19 protein-coding genes, 1 rRNA gene and 2 pseudogenes are annotated in these 18,188 nt (G+C 34.0%); 8 read left to right on the forward strand and 14 right to left on the reverse strand.

All coding sequences use genetic code 11. The features are described from left to right. Positions 1–49: 49 nt before the first annotated feature. Complete coding sequence (locus AC5LXI_RS01155; RefSeq protein WP_493443164.1) at positions 50–514, forward strand: NanQ anomerase/TabA/YiaL family protein; 465 nt, start codon at positions 50–52, stop codon at positions 512–514. 95 nt (positions 515–609) lie between these two features. Further along, positions 610–1,542: a 2-dehydro-3-deoxygluconokinase gene (gene kdgK, locus AC5LXI_RS01160; RefSeq protein ID WP_493443165.1), complete on the forward strand. Its 933-nt coding sequence runs from the start codon at positions 610–612 to the stop codon at positions 1,540–1,542. A 43-nt stretch (positions 1,543–1,585) separates the two neighbouring features. Here the strand turns inward: kdgK and AC5LXI_RS01165 are convergent, their stop codons facing one another. After that, complete coding sequence (locus AC5LXI_RS01165) at positions 1,586–2,353, reverse strand: IclR family transcriptional regulator (protein ID WP_493443166.1); 768 nt, start codon at positions 2,351–2,353, stop codon at positions 1,586–1,588. 51 nt (positions 2,354–2,404) lie between these two features. Beyond that, the gene (locus tag AC5LXI_RS01170) at positions 2,405–3,166 is read right to left on the reverse strand and encodes an IclR family transcriptional regulator (protein ID WP_493443167.1); all 762 of its coding nucleotides are present in this window, start codon (positions 3,164–3,166) and stop codon (positions 2,405–2,407) included. A 315-nt stretch (positions 3,167–3,481) separates the two neighbouring features. Here AC5LXI_RS01170 and AC5LXI_RS01175 point away from each other — a divergent pair, with 315 nt between their 5' ends. Together AC5LXI_RS01175 and AC5LXI_RS01180 are read left to right on the forward strand one after the other, a co-directional pair. Continuing rightward, a complete protein-coding gene (locus tag AC5LXI_RS01175) occupies positions 3,482–4,672 on the forward strand; it encodes an efflux RND transporter periplasmic adaptor subunit (protein WP_493443168.1) in 1,191 nt (396 codons plus the stop codon). A gap of 1 nt (position 4,673) precedes the next feature. After that, the gene (locus AC5LXI_RS01180) at positions 4,674–6,638 is read left to right on the forward strand and encodes a MacB family efflux pump subunit (RefSeq protein WP_493443169.1); all 1,965 of its coding nucleotides are present in this window, start codon (positions 4,674–4,676) and stop codon (positions 6,636–6,638) included. A 91-nt stretch (positions 6,639–6,729) separates the two neighbouring features. Here the strand turns inward: AC5LXI_RS01180 and AC5LXI_RS01185 are convergent, their stop codons facing one another. Both AC5LXI_RS01185 and AC5LXI_RS01190 read right to left on the reverse strand, forming a co-directional pair. After that, a complete protein-coding gene (locus AC5LXI_RS01185; RefSeq protein ID WP_493443170.1) occupies positions 6,730–7,464 on the reverse strand; it encodes a DsbA family protein in 735 nt (244 codons plus the stop codon). Between the two features lie 14 nt (positions 7,465–7,478). After that, on the reverse strand, positions 7,479–7,748 hold the full coding sequence (locus AC5LXI_RS01190) for a YihD family protein (RefSeq protein WP_493443171.1): 270 nt from the start codon (positions 7,746–7,748) through the stop codon (positions 7,479–7,481). 228 nt (positions 7,749–7,976) lie between these two features. On the opposite strand from AC5LXI_RS01190, the gene mobA reads away from it, so the two are divergent. Then, entirely contained in the window at positions 7,977–8,570 is a 594-nt protein-coding gene (mobA, locus tag AC5LXI_RS01195) for a molybdenum cofactor guanylyltransferase MobA (RefSeq protein ID WP_493443172.1), read from the forward strand. 212 nt (positions 8,571–8,782) lie between these two features. Here mobA and AC5LXI_RS01200 read toward each other — a convergent pair whose 3' ends face one another. Continuing rightward, positions 8,783–9,814 (reverse strand): threonine aldolase family protein, encoded by a 1,032-nt coding sequence (locus tag AC5LXI_RS01200; protein WP_493443173.1) that lies wholly within the window; start codon positions 9,812–9,814, stop codon positions 8,783–8,785. A gap of 73 nt (positions 9,815–9,887) precedes the next feature. On the opposite strand from AC5LXI_RS01200, the gene mobB reads away from it, so the two are divergent. Both mobB and mtgA read left to right on the forward strand, forming a co-directional pair. Next, a complete protein-coding gene (gene mobB / locus AC5LXI_RS01205) occupies positions 9,888–10,382 on the forward strand; it encodes a molybdopterin-guanine dinucleotide biosynthesis protein B (RefSeq protein ID WP_493443174.1) in 495 nt (164 codons plus the stop codon). 57 nt (positions 10,383–10,439) lie between these two features. Next, positions 10,440–11,132, forward strand: coding sequence for a monofunctional biosynthetic peptidoglycan transglycosylase (gene mtgA, locus AC5LXI_RS01210; protein ID WP_493443175.1), 693 nt, complete (start codon positions 10,440–10,442; stop codon positions 11,130–11,132). A gap of 2 nt (positions 11,133–11,134) precedes the next feature. Here the strand turns inward: mtgA and cobB are convergent, their stop codons facing one another. Next, positions 11,135–11,824, reverse strand: coding sequence for a Sir2 family NAD+-dependent deacetylase (gene cobB / locus AC5LXI_RS01215; protein WP_493443176.1), 690 nt, complete (start codon positions 11,822–11,824; stop codon positions 11,135–11,137). A gap of 25 nt (positions 11,825–11,849) precedes the next feature. Further along, on the reverse strand, positions 11,850–12,659 hold the full coding sequence (locus AC5LXI_RS01220; RefSeq protein ID WP_493443177.1) for a hypothetical protein: 810 nt from the start codon (positions 12,657–12,659) through the stop codon (positions 11,850–11,852). A gap of 128 nt (positions 12,660–12,787) precedes the next feature. Between AC5LXI_RS01220 and AC5LXI_RS01225 the strand changes: the two genes are divergently transcribed. Beyond that, positions 12,788–13,480 (forward strand): aspartate/glutamate racemase family protein, encoded by a 693-nt coding sequence (locus AC5LXI_RS01225; protein WP_493443178.1) that lies wholly within the window; start codon positions 12,788–12,790, stop codon positions 13,478–13,480. A 9-nt stretch (positions 13,481–13,489) separates the two neighbouring features. On the opposite strand, the pseudogene AC5LXI_RS01230 reads toward AC5LXI_RS01225, so the two are convergent. The 7 genes and pseudogenes from AC5LXI_RS01230 to rrf form a co-directional block, all read right to left on the reverse strand. Further along, positions 13,490–13,573: pseudogene (locus AC5LXI_RS01230) on the reverse strand (hypothetical protein); the annotation flags it as partial. A gap of 78 nt (positions 13,574–13,651) precedes the next feature. Next, the gene (gene rpoH / locus AC5LXI_RS01235) at positions 13,652–14,512 is read right to left on the reverse strand and encodes an RNA polymerase sigma factor RpoH (protein ID WP_493443179.1); all 861 of its coding nucleotides are present in this window, start codon (positions 14,510–14,512) and stop codon (positions 13,652–13,654) included. 162 nt (positions 14,513–14,674) lie between these two features. Continuing rightward, the gene (gene ftsX, locus AC5LXI_RS01240; protein WP_493443180.1) at positions 14,675–15,649 is read right to left on the reverse strand and encodes a permease-like cell division protein FtsX; all 975 of its coding nucleotides are present in this window, start codon (positions 15,647–15,649) and stop codon (positions 14,675–14,677) included. Then, the gene (gene ftsE / locus AC5LXI_RS01245; protein WP_493443181.1) at positions 15,649–16,308 is read right to left on the reverse strand and encodes a cell division ATP-binding protein FtsE; all 660 of its coding nucleotides are present in this window, start codon (positions 16,306–16,308) and stop codon (positions 15,649–15,651) included. Before ftsE ends, ftsX begins: the two co-directional genes overlap by 1 nt. Positions 16,309–16,317: 9 nt before the next feature. Further along, positions 16,318–17,241, reverse strand: a pseudogene (gene ftsY / locus AC5LXI_RS01250) (signal recognition particle-docking protein FtsY); the annotation flags it as partial. 162 nt (positions 17,242–17,403) lie between these two features. Continuing rightward, positions 17,404–17,970 carry a pseudouridine synthase gene (locus AC5LXI_RS01255; protein WP_493443182.1) on the reverse strand — a complete coding sequence of 189 codons (567 nt, stop codon included), beginning with the start codon at positions 17,968–17,970 and terminating at the stop codon, positions 17,404–17,406. Positions 17,971–18,048: 78 nt separating this feature from the next. Further along, positions 18,049–18,164, reverse strand: a 5S ribosomal RNA gene (gene rrf, locus AC5LXI_RS01260). Between the last annotated feature and the right edge of the window lie 24 nt (positions 18,165–18,188).

The following is an 18,188-nucleotide window of genomic DNA, read 5'->3' on the forward strand; positions in this document are numbered from 1 at the left end:
ATCTTAATTATTGATTAACAACAATAATTAAGATGTCTAGGAGGACATTATGATTATTGGCAATATTGAACATCTTGAGTTAATCCCTTACTTACCAAATAAACTCAAACATGCAATAGAAACAGTAAAAAAAGAGGTCAATGATAATACAGAAAATGGACGTTATACCATTGATGGTGATGATGTTTTTTACATGGTTTCAGAAACCTTATCGAGAACTCAAGAAGAAGGTAAATATGAATATCATGCTAAATATATTGATATTCAAATTGTATTGTCTGGACAAGAAGGTATGGCAATATCTACGCTTCCACCTCATTCTGAGGTAATTGAAGATAAACTAATTAATGGGGATATTGCATTTGTAAAAGCGCCAGTAGAAGAAACAATGTTTGTTATGCAACCTAAGGATTTTGTCATTTTTTATCCTAAAGAAGTACATAAACCACTGTGTATTGTTGGTGGTAAAGCAGAAAAAATTCGTAAAGTGGTTGTTAAAGTCGCTATAAATTGACTTGTAACTAATTGTAACAATAACTAAAACAGGTTCATATGACTTCACCTGATTTGGTTATTTAGATTATCAACAATACCTGATAAGGAATAGTGATGAGTATAAATATCGCGGTAATCGGAGAGTGCATGATTGAACTCTCAATTAAAGATAATTTAACAACTAGAAGTTTTGGTGGAGATACTTTAAACACCTCTGTTTATTTGTCTCGTTTATTTCCCAATGATCAAACCGCTATTCATTATGTCACCGGGCTTGGTATTGATCCATTTAGCCAAGAGATGTTAGAACAATGGCAAAAAGAGAACATCAAAACCAATCTTATTCAACGATTAGATAATAAAATACCGGGATTGTACGCCATTATGACTGATAGTAATGGTGAGCGATCATTCTATTATTGGCGTAATGATGCTGCGGCAAAGTTTTGGTTAAAAACGGAACAAACTGAACAGATCTGTGAAGAAATAACCACATTTAATTATATTTACTTAAGTGGAATTAGTATTGCCATTTTAGATGAATACAGCATAGATAGACTGATTGAATTATTGGAAAAATTTAAAGCCAATGGCGGTAAAGTGATTTTTGATAATAACTATCGCCCTCGATTATGGCGTAGTCAGGAATATGCCCAAAATGTTTATTCTAAAATTCTTTCTTATACCGATATAGCATTTTTGACTCAGGATGATGAGCAGATGCTTTGGGGCAATACCCACTATCAAGATAGTATTATTCGTAGTAAAAAGTTGAATGTTTCTGAAATTATTATCAAAAGGGGAAGTGAAAGCTGTATAGTCGAAACCTTAAATGAACGTGTAGAAGTACCAGCTAATATTATTACTAAAGATAAAATCGTTGATACTACCGCCGCCGGCGATTCATTTAGTGCCGGTTATTTATCCGTTCGATTAAAAGGTGGAACAATTGAAGATGCGATCCAAAAAGGTCACGATTTAGCGGGAACCGTTATTCAACATCGAGGAGCCATCATTCCTCCTGAAGCTATGAATAATTTAATTTAAACGATAAACGTTTTAACAATAAAATGAAAACCACCTAATCAGGTTATTTGGTTGCAATATATCCTAATCTGGAAGAAATTGAATTAGTCGTCTCTTTTAATAAAGAGGCGCATTTTTTCATTTGGTTTTGCATCCGATGACTTGGGCCAGTAATACTTAATGCTGCAACGACATCATTGCTGTAATTAAAAATACCTGATGCTACGCAAATAAGTCCTTCTTCAACCTCTTCCCAATCATAAGCAATATTTTCTCGGCGAACTTCATCTAAAATATCATAAAGCTTTTGGGTATCTGTTATGGTGTTTTTAGTATGTTTTAATAGTGGAGAAAGCAATACCCTATCGATCTCTTGTTGAGATTGATGTGAAAGTAATATTCGACCTAATCCGGTACAGTATGCTGGGCGCATATGGCCTAAATTGGAGCTGGTGTGAATAGCATTATTCCCTTCACTCTTATATAAATAGACAACATTACCGCTATTATAGACCCCTAAAAAACAGGTTTCATTTATTGTATTTGAAAGTGATTTGATAAATGGAATAACAACATCAACAATATTAACATTTACTAAACCTGATATACCTAGTTCAAGTGATTTGAACCCTAATGTATATTTATCTGATTTTTCATCAAAAAAAACATATTCTCGATCAAGTAATGTTTTTAATATCTTCTTAATAATAATTTTGTTTAGTTTGGTTGCTTCAATGATTTCATTAATTGTCACACCTGCAGCGCAATTACTGATCACATCTAAAACAGAAATAGCCTTATCAATTGCTGATGTTGCTTCTTTTTGAATCATAATTTTAAACCTTTATAAAATAGCCACCAATTAATCCACATGTCGATCACATTAATTTTTCTCTTTTAGTTCAATGGAAATTAATGATGAAATATTTTTTAACTCATTAATAATTAGCTCTTTTTTCTGTATAATTCTAAAAGAAGACCCCGCAACACTAATTGCCCCAACAACTTTATTTTGTTTTATGAAAATAGGAACTGCAATACAAGTTAATCCTTCTTCCACTTCTTCATCATCCATGGAATAACCGTCAATACATACTTTGGCTAAACTGTTGTGAATCATTTCACGATCGATAATGGTTTTGTCTGTAAATTGAACTAAGGGACGGCTCAACACTTTATTAATTTCAACTAATGGTTGGTAAGCTAATAATGATTTGCCAAGTCCTGTACAATAAACTGGCATCCGGCTTCCTATATGTGAGTTAGTTTTAACAGCAAGCTCTCCCTCTGCTTTATATAAATAAATAACACTTCCGTCATGATAGACGGCAAGAAAACACGTTTCATTAATTTTTGAAGCCAATTTTTTTAAAAAAGGAATTGATATACCGACCAGAGAGATATTCATTAATCCCTTTACACCTAATTCAAAAGCTTTGACATCTAAAGAATATTTTTCAGTATTCGCATCATAACTAAGATATTGTCTTTTTTTGAGAGTATCTAAAATTCTAAATACTGTTGTTTTTGCCATTCTGCTTAATTTGACAATTTCAGCTAAAGAAATGCCTGATGAATAATGGCTAACTATTTCAAGCAAAGTTAAGGCATTATCTAAAGTGGATTGTTGTTTTTGAAATGACATTTATTAAACTCCACACCATAATATTATCTATCCAATAGATTGATTAAAAACAATACAGTAAATAATTAAGATGCACTTTAAAAAGGGAATTTTTAGAATACAGTTTTTATCTAATTATATGTATACATTAAGCTTCGCGGCTACATATTACTAGAATAATCATTTTTTTTCTATTAATTCAAAAACATCTTTAGTATTTTGTATAATTAATAAATTTTCATAAAAATTACAATTTATTATCTTTAGTTATCATTGCAAATTTAATTAATGCGATACAATGCTCAAAAAATAACAAAAAAAGAAAGGAAGAAAAGATTGGCAAAATTCTTTAGATTCAAATATATCGTTAGCTCGATTGCCATTTTAGTTGTGCTTTATATTGGAAAGTTAATTTTTTTTCCTTCACAGCAGGCTATTAATTATATTACGTCACCAGTAACTAAAGGAAATGTCGAGAAAACAGTTCTTGCTGATGGCACTATAAGTGCTTTTAAACAAGTTAGCGTAGGTGCGCAGGTTTCTGGACAAATTAAAAAACTGTATGTTGAACTTGGCGATGAAGTTAAACAAGGTGATATGATTGCTGAGATTGATGATCTTAAGCAAAGCAATGATCTTAAACAATCCGAAGCGTCGCTTAATAGCCTAGAAGCACAGCGAACGTCAAAGAGAGCTAAATTAGTCAATTATCAATTAACTTATGAACGCCAATTAAAGTTGGTTAAAAAAGGAGTTGGTGTCCAATCAGATTTAGATTCTGCAAAAGCCGATCTTGATGCGATTAAAGCCGATATTGCAGCCCTTGATGCTGATATTGTTAGTGCTCAAGTGGCAGTTGATACAGCAAAAGTCAATTTAGGTTATACCAAAATACGGTCGCCTATTGATGGTGTTATTGTCGCCATTCCAGTAGATCAGGGACAAACGGTAAACTCGGTACAAAGTGCGCCGACTATCGTTAAAGTGGCCCAACTGGATAAAATGACCATTGAAGCGCAAATTTCAGAAGCCGACGTTATTGGTGTTAAAAAAGGTATGCCGGTTTATTTCACAATTTTGGGACAACCCAATAAGCGTTTTGATGGATTAACATTGAGAGCGATAGAACCGGCACCAGATTCAATTAATACTGAAAGTTCGACTTCAACCTCATCATCTACCACCAAAAGTGCAATTTACTATAATGGATTGTTGGATGTTGATAATCCTGATCATATTTTACGAATTTCAATGACGGCTCAAGTGTATATTGTTTTAGCTGAAGCGAAAGATGTACTCAATATTCCTTCCCAAGCCATTCAAAAAAATATAGACAATAATAAAGCCATTGTTTATGTGATTGATAAATCCAATAATATTGAAGAACGTGAGGTTAATTTAGGTATTAATAATAATATTAATGTTGAAATTAAATCTGGTTTGAAAGAAGGCGAAGTTGTCGTTGTTAGTAGCGCAAATGGCGCAACATTTAATCCAAATAGTAAAGGACCAAGGATAAGATTCTAAAATGACCAATACGCCATTAATAAAACTCGAGAATATAATTCGCGAATTTCCTGCTGGAGATTCTACAATACAAGTTCTTAAAGGTATCAATTTAACCATCAATGCTGGTGAAATGGTAGCAATTATTGGTGCTTCTGGCTCAGGTAAATCGACATTAATGAATATTCTTGGCTGTCTAGATAAGCCATCTAGAGGAACTTATTCAATAAATGGGCGAAGCACCAGTCAATTATCACCGGATGAATTAGCCGAGTTACGTCGTGAACATTTTGGTTTTATCTTTCAACGTTATCATTTATTAACTGCATTAACTGCACAAGGTAATGTAGAAATACCCGCAATCTATGCCGGCGTTACCAATGAACAACGGCAAGGCCGAGCAGCTAACATATTAGCACGTTTAGGCCTCGCTGATAAAATAAATAATAAACCTAATCAATTATCTGGTGGACAACAACAACGAGTCAGTATTGGCCGCGCGTTAATTAATGGCGGACAAATTATCTTAGCTGATGAGCCAACGGGTGCGCTTGATCGTAAAAGTGGTCTAGAAGTCATGGCTATTTTACGAGAGCTGCACCAACAAGGTCATACTGTCATTATTGTTACTCATGATCCAAACATTGCTCAAAGTGCCGAGAGGATTATTGAAATTAGTGATGGTAATATTATTTCTGATTCAATTAATCCCAATTACTCACCTGATCAAGTTGCTAATCGACAAGTTAAGCAAATCGAAATAACCAAAACTCAAGATAATTTTTCAGCTAAGTATTACCGTTTTCGTGATGCGTTTAAAATGGCAATATTATCTATGTTGTCACAACGATTACGAACGTTTTTGACTATGCTTGGGATTATTATTGGTATTGCCTCTGTGGTATCAATGGTTGCTTTAGGCGAAGGAACAAAACAGAAAATACTATCCAATATTAATTCGTTAGGCACAAGTACCTTAGAAATTTATGCTGGTAGCGGTTTTGGTGATCGTAACGCAGATAAAATCACGACATTACGTTCCTCAGATGCTGATTTTCTTGCGCAACAAAGCTTTGTTCATAGTACGACCCCAAATCTTTCCACTAGCGTCTATTTTCGAATAGATAATTTAGCCGTAACCGGAACGGTAAATGGTGTAGGTGAACAATTTTTTGCCGTACGAGGCTATACCATTAGTCAAGGAATAGCCTTTAATCAAGAGGCAGTAAACGCATCAGCTCAAGAAGCCGTAATTGATGAGAACACCGTTAAAAGGCTGTTTAGCGATCAAAATCCAGTAGGCAAAATTCTCATGGTTGGTCAATTACCGGTTAGAATCATCGGAGTTGCCACTAAACAACAGCAAGGATTTGGTAATAACGAAAGTCTTAATATTTGGTTACCTTACACCACAGTGATAAATCGTATGGTAGGGCAAACATCATTAAAAAGTATTACCGTTCGAATAAATGATAATATTGATTTAAGTATAGCGGAACAAGCGATTAATAAAATTATGCTGCAACGCCATGGAACTAAAGATTTCTTTATTTTTAATTCCGATAGTATCCGAGAAACCGTCAATTCATCAGCTTGGGTTTTAACTTTGCTGATCTCAACTATTGCTTTAATTTCTCTTGTTGTTGGTGGTATTGGGGTAATGAATATTATGCTGGTATCAGTAACAGAAAGAACGCGAGAAATTGGTGTTCGTATGGCAGTTGGTGCTCGTTCGAGTGATATTTTGCAACAATTTCTTATTGAGGCGGTGTTAGTTTGTTTAATTGGTGGTACATTAGGGATTATTTTGTCATTTGCGATCGGTTTTATTTTTAATTATTTAGTTACCGCATTTGCCATGAGTTTTTCTATCGTTTCTATTATCGCTGCATTTAGTTGTTCAACTATGATTGGTATTATTTTTGGCTATGTTCCAGCAAAACGAGCAGCAAAACTTGATCCAATTTATGCACTAGAAAGAGAATAAAAAAACTTCGTTAAAAATAAAATCCCTTTGTGCTATTAACTACAAAGGGATTTTCAATTTTTCTTAATAAACGGTTAAAAACTTGAACGGCTTATTTTTTTGCTTCGCCTTCAGTTTCTTTATTATTCTCTATCTTAATATTCGGATCTAAATCCACTAAATAGGCTGTTACTCTCGCATAATCGTTTACATAATCAGTGGAATTATCGGTATTAAGGCCACGGGAATTCACAAAAAACTTACGATTAACAAAAACTGTAGGAATTGATCCAGGACGTAATTGCTTAATTGCATCAGATTGTTGAGCCATAAACGCCTTAAATAAGAAATTTTGTTTAGTTTTATCGAACTTTTCGGCATCAACACCTAAGTCAGCAAAGACGGCTTTGATATCATCAGCGGTTTTTATTTTACGTTCGGTTTGTATCGCTTTATAAAGTGCATCAGATACTTTATCTTCAATACCTAAAATGTTAGCAACCGCCCATGCTTCAGCTAGCTCTTTCGCTAAAGGACCAAAATCTTCTAAATGATAACGTCTAAATTTCGTATCCTTTGGTAATGCTTTAGCAATCGCATCTGGTGCATGATATTCGCTTTCAAATTTAAAACAACTAGGGCAGTTAAATGAGAAAAATTCTACAACTTCTTTATCTGGAGAGGGTTCTAATGGTAAAGCAAAATATTGTTTATCTAGTTCAATTGGCGCTGCTTGAGGGGCTGTACTTGCTGTGGTCGTATTATTTTTAGTATCTGCTGGTGCTTCTTGCGCAAAACAAGTTATAGAGCTTAGTAATACTCCAATAGCAATAAGCGTTTTTTTCATTTAGTTCATTCTCCTTATTCTTTAATAATTCCGCGAGCTTTCAATAATGCTGATTTAAAATCATCTTCATAATCTTTCTTTAATCCAGGTATGGCTTCATTTTTATCTGAATTACGCATTTTTAAATGATAAATTAAAACTTCATCACTTAGATCTTTTAAATCACCATCAAAACCAGCTTCTTTACCCAATTTATCTAATAGCTGTAATAAATTGAGATCGGAATCGTTTTCCCAAGCTGGTTGTAATAACTCGATTAACTCATCAATACGATGACATTTCATAATAACTACCTTTTTAATTATTCAACTAAATTGAAGATGATGATATAAACCTTTATGTTAATCCTAACATTGCAATATATATTAAAAAGCTTCTAATATATACTCGGCTTTAATTCTAAATAGTGCATTTAGAAAGATTCATAAACGAATATATTTTATGCCTAAAAAATAACTTTGCTATATAGTAATGTTATTTTGTTTTTTGGCAATGTAAAAGAGGAAGAATTTATGGAAAAACTGCCTATTACTGCCATTATTTTAGCGGGTGGGCAAAGTAACCGTATGAATGGTGTGGATAAAGGGTTGATGTTATTAGCTGGAAAACCACTTTTTCAACATGTCATTAATCGAATTAAACCACAAGTCGATTTGTTAATGGTTAATTGTAACCGTCATGTTGATCAATATCACTCGCTAGGTTATCCAGTATTTTGTGATGATTTGAAGGGATTCTTAGGACCTCTTTCCGGAATTTATAGTGGTTTATTACGCAGCACTACCACTTGGAATTTATTTGTTAGTTGTGATACTCCTTTTTTACCCAATGATCTTATCGTTCGTTTAGTAAAATTTACCGCAACTCATCAAGCTATCTATCCGTTTGATGGGGGAAAGGACCACCCAACCATTTTATTAATTAATAAATCCATTACCCCACAATTAAAAAATTATTTAGAAGAGGGCAATCGCAAACTGATGTTATTTTTACAGCAAATTAATTCAATTGCTGTTGATTTTAGTGACAAACCAGCTAGTTTTACCAATATTAATACCGTTGAAATGCTCGAAAGTGCCAGTTTTGCAATTAAAGCCAATATTTGAGACTTAAAAAAACATCTAAAGTAGTAATAAATCGATGATTTTGAGAATTAAAAACCCTGTTCCTCAACTTTTTTATATTACTGTTTAGTTTTTCTGATTAGATCGTTGCAAAACTAAGCAGATGTAAGTGGGATTTTCAGTGATTTTATGCTTCAAAAACCCCATTCCTCAATTTTTAGCTCATAAATCAATTGCTAAATAAAAACGTGCTATTATTTGTTAAGCAATTTCTTTAGCTGTTTAGCAAAGTTGTCTATTTCAACGTCCTGTGTTGACCATGAAGTACAAAAGCGTAAACAAATGTGGGCTGGATCACTTTGTCCTAAATTATCCACGGCATAAAGCGAAATAATTTTTTTGGCTAGTTGATTTGGTAGATTAACAAATAGTTGATTGGTTTGTGGTTTTGCTGCAAAGGTAAATCCTTCGTGTTCAAATAAGCTACTTAGTTTTTCAGCCATAGCATTACTATGTTTACCTAATGAAAGATAGAGATCATTTTGCATAAACGCTTTAAACTGTACGGCTATAATCCAACTTTTTGCTAGTATCGCTCCTTTTTGCTTCATATTAAACCGGAAGTCATGATTGATAGCGTGATTATTAAATACCAACGCCTCACCTGCAAAAGCACCAACTTTAGTACCACCAATATAAAATACATCAGTATATTTAGCTAAGTCAGGGAAAGTAATATCATTATCTTTCGCACTTAATGCCATTGCTAAACGTGCACCATCCAAATAGAGATAAAGCTGATTATTTTGACAAAATTGATACAGTTTTTTCAGTTCTTGCTTGCTATATATAGTACCTAATTCGGTGGTATTAGAAATATAAACTAATTTCGGTTGAACCATATGTTCGTCACAATGATAATCTAAAACGGGTTTTATTAATTCCGGCGTTAATTTACCATCTTCGGTTTTAACTGTTATCACTTTATGCCCTGTCGCCTCAATAGCACCGGTTTCATGCACATTGATATGTCCGGTCTCGGCTGCAATCACTGCTTGATATGGTTTTAAAATATGGGAAATTGCCGTTAAATTGGTAATAGTTCCTCCTGCCATAAAATGGATATCGGCATCCGGTGATTTTAATATTTGCCTAATATGATTGATGGCATCATTACAACAGTCATCTAAGCCATAACCACTCAATTTTTCATTATTGATATCGATAAACTCTTTTAATAATTGAGGGTGAACCGTTTGGTTATAATCATTTAAAAAATCGTACATACCATTACCTTTAATCTTGTATAAAATGATGTAATATTTGCACTTAAATATAACATGATAATGTTGAAAATCTATGAATAGTAAAAAAATTATTGGTATTACTGGATATAGCGGATGTGGTAAAACAACTTTACTAAAAAAGATCATCCCATTAATGGTTTTGCAAAATATTAAGGTAGGTTCATTAAAACATGCCCATCACGATATTGAGTTAGATATCCCAGGTAAAGATAGCTATGAGTTACGCAAAGCGGGAGCACAACAAACGATTATTGCCTGTGATAAGCGTTATGCATTGATTAAGGAAACACCAGATATTCCTACCGATTTAAAAACCTTGATTAATCAATTTACCGATGTTGATGTCATTTTGGTTGAAGGATTTAAAGATGAACAAATGCCTAAAATTATGTGTCATCGAGAAAAAAACCAAAAACCATTATTTGTTGATGATTTTACCATCGCCATTGCTAGTGATGAGCCATTAATAACATCTTTGCCAGTATTAGATATCAATCAGCCAGAACAAATTGTGAATTTTATAAATAGTTATTTATTTAAATGTTAATATATCGTATCTTAATTAACTATTTTTTAACTAAAATTTCTAACTCATATTATCATTATGAAATTAACACTAAGAAAAACACTAAGCGTCACCGTAAAAATCCTGATAGGATTAATGCTTCTCTCTGTTTTTCTTGTTCTCATAATGCGATGGATTAATCCTTTTGGTACTATGTTAATGGTGGAAAGGAAGATCACCCACTGGAATACTACTCAACAGCGGACATGGAAGGATTGGGATCAGATTTCAGATAATATTAAAATTGCTGTTATTGCCGCTGAAGATCAAAAGTTTGCTGATCACTGGGGCTTTGATTTTAAAGCCATTAACCGCGCATTAATTCATAATCAAAAAAATAAAAAAATCCGTGGCGCCAGCACCATAACTCAACAGGTGGCAAAAAATATTTTTTTATGGCCATCGCGAAGTTGGATCCGTAAAGGTATTGAGTCATGGTTTACGGTTTGGATTGAGCTTATTTGGTCAAAACAACGCACACTTGAGATTTATTTAAATAGCGTTGAATGGGGGGAAGGGATCTTTGGCATTGAAGCAGCCTCTCGTCGCTATTTTAATGTCAGTGCAAATCAATTAACGCCATATCAAGCGAGTTTACTAGCCGCGACACTTCCAAATCCAAGAAAATGGAGCCCTATCAATCCGGATGATAGGATACAAAAAAGAGCCGAATGGATTAGGGGACAGATGTCCAATTTAGGTGGCCAAAACTACCTTAAACAGCTAAAATAATATTATTGAATAAATTGTTTAATATATTCTGGTACCACTTGGCTGGCTGGGCCGTAAATTTTAGTTTGAAATAAATTTTCACCTAAACTTGGCTCTAAATTGAGTTCAACAGTTTTTACACCAAATTGATTCGCCATTTGCACAAAACCAGCCGCTGGGTAAACATTTCCTGATGTACCAATTGAAATAAAATAATCAGCATTAGAAAGTGCATCATAGATTTCATCCATCTGTAATGGCATTTCTCCAAACCAAACAATATGTGGGCGGATTAGTTTGTTTTGTCCATAATTTACGTTCTTATAACAATCAAAAATCTGCCCTGTTTTTTCGTTGCGCACCTTTAATAAGTCACCATGCATGTGGATGATACTTTGAGAACCAGCTTTTTCATGAAGATTATCCACATTTTGAGTAACAATTAGCACATTATCGGTACCCAATTTCTGTTCTAACTGCGCTAGGGCCAAATGAGCAGCATTAGGTTTTACCTCAGGATTTTGTAGTTTATTGCGTAACATATTATAAAAATTATGCACGGCAATCGGATCGCGCAAATAACCTTCGTAAGTCGCAATATCATTCACATCATGCCCTTCCCACAATCCATTTTGCGCGCGGAATGTTGATAACCCTGATTCTGCAGAAATACCTGCACCAGTTAAGATGACTATTTTTGGTGTTTTCAACATATTAATTTGCCTTTTTATTAATAAGTTATTGGCTATATTCGGTAGTAAATATATGTAAGGCTGGTTTGTTTAGCTTTTGATATTGGCTGTAAGCACTAGCTACTTTAAGCCTTATTTCATCTTTTGATTCACCATCCAACCAACTGTTTATCATAGCATGAATACTATAAGCTTCGGGCGCCATACGGTGCGAAGTTAAAATCAATGGATTGATACCTAAACGAGATAATGGCGGTGTGAAATATTTCTGACTTTTACAGGCAAATACCGCCGCATAGCGTGATTTTTGTTTTTCTTGCGCTTCTTGAGGCAAGGTATCCCAACGTAAACTATCGGGCAAATAATTACGCCAAGACCACTCCATTAAGGAGTCATGACCAATATAAACAACTAAATTGGCTTTTCCTCCAGCAGCTATTTGGGTTTTATCGCTAAAAAACAGTGCTTCTTTTTTTCCAGCCGAATAACTTAAAAAATCATTAACTGTATCATCGATATACTTACCATCATATGCCTGGGCAACAAGATAGACATCCTTGCTTTGATGTTTATAAATTATTTCTTCTAAGATTTTTCCTTTGGTCGGTTTATTAACTTGAACCACTTGCCACTCTTTTTGCTTAGCAAAATAGGTTTTAAAGCCATAAGCGGCACCCCAATAAAGATTATTTTTAGGGTCTTGCCCATTACCAATTGCTGCAGGGACTGGTGCAATTGCCTGATACTTATTATCACATAATGCAACAAGGACATGGATCACCTTCGGTTCAGCTAAGCACGAAAATGATAAAAATCCAAATAAGAGAAAACATAAATAATTTCTGTATTTTTTCATTAATAATAAATTTCCATTTAATAACAAATTAATTTCAATATTCGATGATATTTTATTCTAATTTAGTATCATTACATACTAATAATTAACGATGAATTAGTAGTGAAAGATATTATGGAGCATTAATAATGAGAACAATTGGATTAATTGGTGGCATGAGCTGGGAAAGTACCGTTACTTACTATCAAATCATTAATCAATTTATTAGCAAATCACTTGGTGGATTAAATTCGGCTAAAATACTATTATATAGCGTCAATTTTCAGGAAATAGAAAGTTGCCAAGCCAATAATGAATGGGATAAAAGCGCCATTATTTTAACTGATGCAGCTAAGAGATTAGAATTGGCAGGTGCTGATTTTATTATTATTTGTACTAACACTATGCATAAGGTTGCAGACCAAATTCAAAAAGCAATTACAATTCCTATCATTCATATCGCCGACGTGACCGCCAAACATTTGATCAAAAATAAAATAAAATCGGTTGCTTTATTTGGTACTAAGTACACCATGGAACAAGACTTTTATAAATCAAAATTAATTGAAAAAGGTTTACATGTTTTAATTCCTAATGAACAAGATAGAATCATCATCAACGATATTATTTATGATGAACTTTGTCTTGGGCAAATTAAAGCAGAATCTAAGCAAGCTTATCTCAATATTATCGATAAACTAGTTAAGCAAGGTGCTGAAGGGGTGATTTTAGGCTGTACTGAAATTGGTTTATTGATATCCCAACAAGATTACCCCATTCCTTTTTTTGATACAGCCCTATTACATGCCCAAGAAGCTGCATGGTTAGCGATTAATTCGTAACCTATTCCTTTATATATTCCAATATATACTAGGTTGGCAATCTAAATAGTTACAGATTATCTCTAGTGTTGCTAGCCTAAATTCTTTTAATTTATCTTGTTTAAGTAAATCAGGTTATAAAAAAGCCCCACTTTAACTAAAGTAGGGCTTATATATTATTAATAAAAGCAATTATGCTTCAATCGCGACGCGTAATTTTTTCATTGCATTTTTTTCAAGTTGACGAATACGTTCAGCAGAAACGCTGTATTTATCGGCCAATACTTGTAATGTTGATTTACTGTCATCTGCATCTAACCAACGTGCTTTGATAATATCTTGGCTACGTTCGTCTAATTGAGACAAGGCATCATGTAACTTGTCAGTTGCGTCATTTTCCCAATTATCGTTTTCGATCGATTTTGAAAAATCAGAATTACCATCTTCTAAATAAAGCGCTGGTGCGACAATTGAATTATCATCGTCATCATTATCAATATCGAATGACATATCTTGGGCTGACATACGTGATTCCATCTCTAAGACGTCTTTACGACTTACACCTAGTTCATCAGCAACCATATCGACTTCAGCACTATTAAACCAACCTAAACGTTGTTTATTTTTTCTTAAATTAAAAAATAATTTTCTTTGTGCTTTGGTGGTCGCAACTTTAACAATCCGCCAATTTTTTAGTACGTATTCATGAATTTCAGCCTTTATCCAATGTACGGCAAAAGAGACTAAACGCACACCCATTCCGGGATTAAAACGACGTACCGCTTTCATTAGACCAATGTTACCTTCTTGAATCAAATCAGCTTGTGGTAAACCATAACCAGAATATCCGCGTGCAATATGCGCAACAAAGCGTAAATGAGACAAAATTAATTGTCTTGCCGCATCTACATCATCATGATAATAAAGTCTTTCACCTAGAGACTTTTCCTCCTCAGCAGTTAGCATCGGATAAGTATTTATCATGCGAAGATAAGATTCTATATTTCCTTGTGGGATTAAAGCACCTGCTTGCATTTTTAAATCAGTAGTCATTTAATTCCCCCTTAAATTAAACTAATTTTGCTACACGCTATTAATGTAGCTATTTAAAATCTTTCTGTTTAGTTAGACCACCAAAATGTGATTTAGTTCACATTTTTATCATTATATTTGCAGTAAAGCATCCAATAAAAATCGTAGATAATTAATTTACAATTAGGAAGCTATCACCATTTTATTCAAATATTTTTTAGTGGCAATAAATGCTGAAAACCAGCCTATAATCATCGAGAATAAAATAATCAATAAGCTTTCATCCCATGAAAGACCTTTTATATTAATTATTGTTCCAAAAACATCCGATACATGCAACATGGTTGAATCTATTTGAAGGATAAATACTTTCGATAGAATCAAAGCCAAAATAGCACTAATTAGCCCAGTAAAAATACCATTGTATAAAAAAGGTCGTAAAATAAAACCTTCCGTTGCCCCAATTAGTTGCATAACAACAATCGTCTGCCTACGTGCAAAGATATTTAATCGAATACTATTCCCTATTACTAGTGATACGGCAATAATCATAAAGATTGAAATCGTCCATACTATGGATTTTACCATATGGGTTAATGCTGTTAATCGAGTAAACCAACTGTCATCAAGTTGCACATCATCAACACCATCTATTTTACGTAATTGTGATTGTAGATCGTGTAATTTTTTAGTTTGTTTAGCTTCTTCAATTGGAAAGATAATTGCAACTGCGGGTAATGGATTTTCATCGAGTAGGTCAAGAGCATCATCAAATCCAGACCAAGTTTTAAACTCTTCTCGTGTATCTTCACGAGAAAGATAAGTCACATTTTCAACTTCAGCAATGGCCTTAAATTTATCAATTAAATCGTTAGTTTGTTCTAAATCTAAAGTTTTATTAATATAAACTGTTAAATTAGGCGTCGGATACCACTGTTCCGCCGCTTGATTGGCGTTTTTCAATAATAAATAGCCTATAGTCGGCAAAGTAATTGATATAGCAATAACTAAAATTGTCAGCAAAGAGGCAAATATATTTTGGTAAAAATAGTTAAACACATTATGCCATGCGTAGCTGATCTGCCTTTGCCAGCGGCCCAAAAAGCTATTATTGTTTTTGGTTTTTTGTTTAGATGGTTTAACCTTCGCATTTATCATCAACTTTTAACCTCTAAACGTCCTTGATTTAAATTTAGTATTCGATGATGTTTTCGACGAATAAGCCCCATGTTATGGGTTGCCATTAATACAGTTACACCGGTTTGATTAAACTCTTCAAATAATTTCAAAATATCTTCTGAGAGTTTGTCATCTAAATTACCAGTTGGTTCATCAGCAAGTAAAACCGTTGGTCGATTGACGATTGCTCGAGCTATCCCTACTCGTTGCTGTTCACCGCCAGATAGCTGTATTGGATAAAATTTCATTTTATCAATCAAACCAACTTTATCTAATGCCGCAGAAACTCGTCTTTTAATTTCTTCAACAGGTTTACCTAAGATAATTAATGGAAAAGCAACATTATCATAAACAGTATGATCAAGTAATAGTTGATGATCTTGGAAAATCATACCAATGGTACGACGCAGAAAAGGCATTTGATGTTTTTTCAAACTGGAAACATCAACGTCATTCAGTAATACCTTGCCGTCATTTGCTTTTTCTAATCCACAAATCAAACGCATTAACGTGCTTTTACCCGCGCCGGAATGACCGGTTAAAAAGGCCATTTCTCCTTGCGCTAAAGTAAATGTTATATTTTGTAAAGCTGGTTTACCACCCGAATAAACTTTACTAACGCGTTGAAATTGGATCATGATTTATCTCTATTCTTCCGTTTCGTCAAATAGGGCATTAATAAAATCATCAGCAATAAAAGGTCTTAAATCTTCAATTTTTTCACCTACGCCGATATAGCGGATCGGAATATTAAATTGATCAGCTATGCTAAATATAATGCCACCTTTTGCGGTACCATCTAACTTAGTTAATGTCATCCCTGTTACACCGACAGCTTCATTAAATAATTTCGTTTGACTAATGGCATTTTGACCAGTTCCAGCATCAATAGTTAGCATAATTTCGTGTGGCGCAGTTTCATCTTGCTTTTTAATTACTCTGACTATTTTTTTCAATTCGTCCATTAAATGAGATTTATTTTGCAAACGACCAGCAGTATCTGCAATTAAAACATCGATATTTTTTGCTTTTGCAGCCTGAATAGCATCGAAAATTACCGATGCAGAGTCAGCATTAATATGCTGAGCAATAACAGGAATGTTATTACGTTCACCCCAGACTTGCAATTGTTCAACCGCGGCAGCACGAAAGGTATCGCCAGCGGCAAGCATCACTGATTTGCCTTGTTGTTGAAATTGACGTGCTAATTTACCAATGGTTGTCGTTTTCCCAACACCATTGACGCCAACCATCAAAATTACAAAAGGTTTATGACTTTCTATATTAAGTGGTTGCTGAGCACCATCTAAAATAGATTTCATTTCATTTTTTAATAGATCATGTAATGCATCCGCATCTTTTAATTCTTTTCTTGAAGCTTGTTGTGTTAACGAACTAATCAATCTTTGTGTGGTATCGAAACCGACATCAGCAATGATCAACTGTTCTTCTAATTCTTCAAACAACTCATCATCGATCTTTTTGCCTTTAAATAAGCTTAGAAAACCAGATCCAATATTTTGTTTAGTTTTAAAAAGACCTTTCTTTAAACGAGAAAAAAAACCTTCTTTCTTTTGTTCAACCATAAATAATCTATCCTACGATCAATATTAATGATCATTTTATCTTATTTTACAATAAAGCCCAAAGGATTCGATCAAAGAGAATCATATAATTGATCCTTTTGATCTTTCAAAAAATATAATTCTTTTAGAATTGTCTGTTAAATGAGGTTAGCGGAGATAAAGATCACCAATAGCAATCGAACGCCATTCGCCTAACGGTAACTGATGAGTGAATAAATTATATTTGCCAATCTGAACACGAACTAAGCGTAAACACGGGAATCCAACCGCAGCACACATTCTTCTAACCTGTCGATTTTTTCCTTCTGTTATGGTAATACTTATCCATGAAGTAGGAATAGTTTTGCGTTCTCTAATAGGGGGTATTCGTTGCCATAAATTAGTTGGCTCTGCAAGTGATATCACGATTGCTGGAGCAGTATGAAACTCTTTCAATTGCACACCACTAGTTAATTTATCTATGGCTTGTCGATTTATTAATCCTTCTACCTGCACCCAATAAGTTTTAGGTAATTTAAATTTTGGTGAGCTAATTTTTGCTTGTAGTTTACCGTCATTAGTAAGCAGCAATAAACCTTCACTATCGGTGTCTAAACGACCAGCAGGGTAAAAACCAGGTAAAGCCATATAATCTTTTAATGTTTGATATTTTTCATGTGCAGAAAATTGTGTCACAACATTAAACGGTTTATTAAAAGCGATTAATGAATTCATCTCACCCTCAGAAGAATTTTTAACTATTCTTAGAATGCAAAAAAGCCCAGCATTGCTGCTGGGCTCGTATATTTAAAAGTCTGGCGGCACCCTACTCTCACATGGGTAATACCCACACTACCATCGGCACTACGGCGTTTCACTTCTGAGTTCGGCATGGGGTCAGGTGGGACCACCGCGCTATTACCGCCAGACATATTCTGTCTTCTCTTCTCTCA

It is taken from the genome of Gilliamella sp. LMG 34361, from assembly GCF_984569075.1.